Source organism: Mycobacterium sp. (assembly GCF_049278535.1).
Classification (GTDB): Bacteria; Actinomycetota; Actinomycetes; order Mycobacteriales; family Mycobacteriaceae; genus Mycobacterium.
Genome location: NZ_JBAPMI010000276.1, coordinates 1 through 2,916, shown reverse-complemented (window position 1 = coordinate 2,916; position 2,916 = coordinate 1). Strand labels below are relative to the sequence as shown.

Below are 2,916 nucleotides of genomic sequence, written 5' to 3'. Positions count from 1 at the left end.
GGCAGCTTGGCGCCGTCAACGTGCTGCGGGTCGGCGTTGGTGTCGAAGTAGCTGATGTCCGCCGTGGTCCCCGGCGGCCCGTAGACCTCGTAGGTGATCCGTTTCGGATTGAACGGCTTGCTGTCGTCGGTCGCGCTGTCGGAGTAGGAGGGGCGCTTCTCGGAGCCGAAGATGCCGTGAATCCGGAAGACGGTGAAACCCCCGACACCGATCACGATCGCAATCACGAGCGGAATCCACGCCCGCTCCAACACCCTGAAAATCGAAATCCCCTTCACCCGCTGCCGCATTTCTGGTCGGCGACGTCTCAATTACTCGACGATATGCACCCGCCGATCGCCCGCGGCGTCTCAGGGCGCTTTCGTGGGCCCCACGGCCCCGCCAGACCACGACGAGTAAACCATGCTCGCAACCCGAACTGTCGACTCCTTTCCCGGCCGGAATGTCAATTCAGATATAACGCATGTTACGTGCGTAAACGGACGGTACCGGGTTCTACAGCGGCCCGCAACGCGTTCCTCTGCGTTATCCTCGCGCCGTGCCGCCCCTCACGTTCCAGCGTGCCCGCACCGAGGACAAGAAGCGCCAGCGGGCAGCAGCGCTCGTGGAAGCCGCACGCTCGCTGGCGCTCGAGTCCGGTGTCGCCTCGGTGACGTTGACGGACGTCGCGAGCCGCGCCGGCGTGCACTACTCGGCGGTGCGGCGTTACTTCACCTCACACAAGGAAGTGCTGCTGAATCTGGCCGCCGAGGGATGGGCCCGGTTCTCGGACACCGTCTGTGCGAGCCTGGGCGAGCCCGGTTCGATGTCGCCGGCGCGGGTTGCCGGCGCATTGGCCAACGGCCTGGCGGGCGACCCGCTGTTCTGCGACCTGCTCGCCAACCTGCATCTGCACCTCGAACACGAGGTGGAGTTGGAACGGGTCCTCGAGTTCAAGCAGGTCAGCAATGCGGCCGTGATCTCGCTGACCGACGCGATCGAGAACGCGCTGCCAGAGCTGGGACGGTCGGGCGCGTTCGACGTCCTGCTCGCCTCGTATTCGCTGGCGGCGCCGATGTGGCAGATGGCGAACCCGCCGAAGCGTCTTGCCGACGAGTACGCGAAGCGTCCGGACGTGCCGCCCGACTGGAAAATCGATTTCACCGTCGCGCTCACGCGGTTGATCACGGCGACCTGCGTGGGCCTATTGGCCGAGGCCGCCGGCCCGAACTAGATGGTTACGACCAGTTCCACACCGACATATCGCCGCGCGGATAGTTCTGGCAGTTCTCGGTTTCTTTGGCAACGACACCCTTGTTGTTGAAGAAAATCTTCATGTGGTTGGGCCAAGCCAAATTCAGCGGATCGATCTGGGGAGCGTAGAAGGTCGCGGAATAAGCCCTGCGGTCCGCTGGCGATAACGAGAAAAACCAGTGCACCTTGTTCTGGGCGTCGTGGTTTACGTTCGGGTGATTGTTGTAGTCGATCATGTACCGCTGGTAGTACACCGGCGTGAAATCGCGAGCGGCGGCGAGTATTTGCTCGGCGTCGCAGGTCGTCGAGATCATCCGTCGTGGGATCGGGAAGTCGTCGGTGGAATCGTTTGACGAACAACCATCGCACGGCGTGAAACCCGGATCAGCCTTCGCGACCTGCGGGAACAAGGTGGCGGAGGCGCCGAGGGCAAGTACTGCAACGCCGGCGCGGATCACAGGGCTCAGGCGAGAAAGACGCATGCGGCTACTATAACGCTCCGATTACGGCTGCGCCCAGGGGCTGGGAAGCCTGGCTAACCAACCGGCGGTGTGATCTCCAGACCCACGTGAACCTTGTCGATTCCGCCGCGCACGATCGAGTGCGCGTAGAACCACGGGGCGTGGTACCAGTACCGCTTCAGGACCGCGTTGTAGACCCGCCGGGTTTCCGATTTCGGCAACACCCGGGCCACGCCCTCGACGTCTTCGCCTTTGCGCTTGCCCAATGCTCCGCTCCTGGCGATCGTGACCCGAGGGGTGTTGTTGATCCGCTTGGTTTTCCACGACCCGTCATCGGTGATCACCAACAACTTGTCGCCCTCGGGCACACCCCAGATCGGCGTCGGCTTGGGCCGACCATCCTTGGTGAAGGTGGTCAGAAGCAGGTACTTGGACTTGATCACGTCCTGAAAGCTGGGAGCCACGCTTCCCTTTATAACTGCACCCGGTGCTGGTCGCGCCGAACGCGTGACGTCGATCCGTACTCGGCTTACTGTGTCGTCATAGCCAAGGACGAGTGCAGATGAACGCAGGCAACGAATCCCACACCACGCTGGAAGACCTTCGCGGCGATCTGGCGCTTCGGTACAAATGGACGCCGACCGGCGGCGCTTCGGTCGACCCGTCAGTGGTCGAGGCCGACATGACGGCGCTGGACCGCGACGGCTACGTCATTTGGGAGAACCTGCTCACCGCCGAGCAGTGCGGGCAGATCCGCGACGTCGTCCATCCCTGGCTCGCGCACACCGGGCGCAACTCGTTCGAGGGTCGACGCACCCAGCGGGTTTACAGCGTGCTGAGCAGAACGCGGGTCTGTGACCCGCTCGTCGACCATCCGCGGGTGCTGGCCGTGCTGGATCGGCTACTGATGGCCAACTACCTGCTTTCGGCGTTGCAGGCCATCAACATTCGGCCTGGGGAGGCCGCACAGCTGGCTCACCACGACGACGGCTTCTACCCGATTCCCCGGCCCCGGGAGCCGTTGGCCGCCGCGACGATCTGGGCGATCGACGACTTCACCGCCGACAACGGTGCGACGGTGCTGTTCCCGGGTAGCCATCGCTGGGGTAAGCGCCGACCGGGTCCGGACGACGAGGCATTTCCGGTCGTCATGCCCGCCGGCTCGTGCGTGTTCTTCGTCGGCACGCTCTGGCACGGCGGTGGGGCCAACTCGGGCACCGCC

5 protein-coding genes are annotated in these 2,916 nt (G+C 64.0%); 2 read left to right on the top strand and 3 right to left on the bottom strand.

The features are described from left to right. Nucleotides 1–290, bottom strand: a 290-nt coding sequence (locus WAO18_RS18750; protein WP_422207735.1) for an MmpS family transport accessory protein, incomplete at its 3' end; no start/stop codon positions are given. 230 nt (nucleotides 291–520) lie between these two features. Between WAO18_RS18750 and WAO18_RS18745 the strand changes: the two genes are divergently transcribed. Continuing rightward, nucleotides 521–1,213 carry a TetR family transcriptional regulator gene (locus WAO18_RS18745; protein WP_422207734.1) on the top strand — a complete coding sequence of 231 codons (693 nt, stop codon included), beginning with the start codon at nucleotides 521–523 and terminating at the stop codon, nucleotides 1,211–1,213. A 4-nt stretch (nucleotides 1,214–1,217) separates the two neighbouring features. Here the strand turns inward: WAO18_RS18745 and WAO18_RS18740 are convergent, their stop codons facing one another. Further along, nucleotides 1,218–1,715, bottom strand: coding sequence for a DUF5078 domain-containing protein (locus WAO18_RS18740; RefSeq protein WP_422207733.1), 498 nt, complete (start codon nucleotides 1,713–1,715; stop codon nucleotides 1,218–1,220). Between the two features lie 53 nt (nucleotides 1,716–1,768). Continuing rightward, complete coding sequence (locus WAO18_RS18735; protein ID WP_422207732.1) at nucleotides 1,769–2,158, bottom strand: PPOX class F420-dependent oxidoreductase; 390 nt, start codon at nucleotides 2,156–2,158, stop codon at nucleotides 1,769–1,771. A 98-nt stretch (nucleotides 2,159–2,256) separates the two neighbouring features. Between WAO18_RS18735 and WAO18_RS18730 the strand changes: the two genes are divergently transcribed. Further along, the coding region (locus WAO18_RS18730; RefSeq protein WP_422207731.1) for a phytanoyl-CoA dioxygenase family protein at nucleotides 2,257–2,916 on the top strand (660 nt) is incomplete at its 3' end.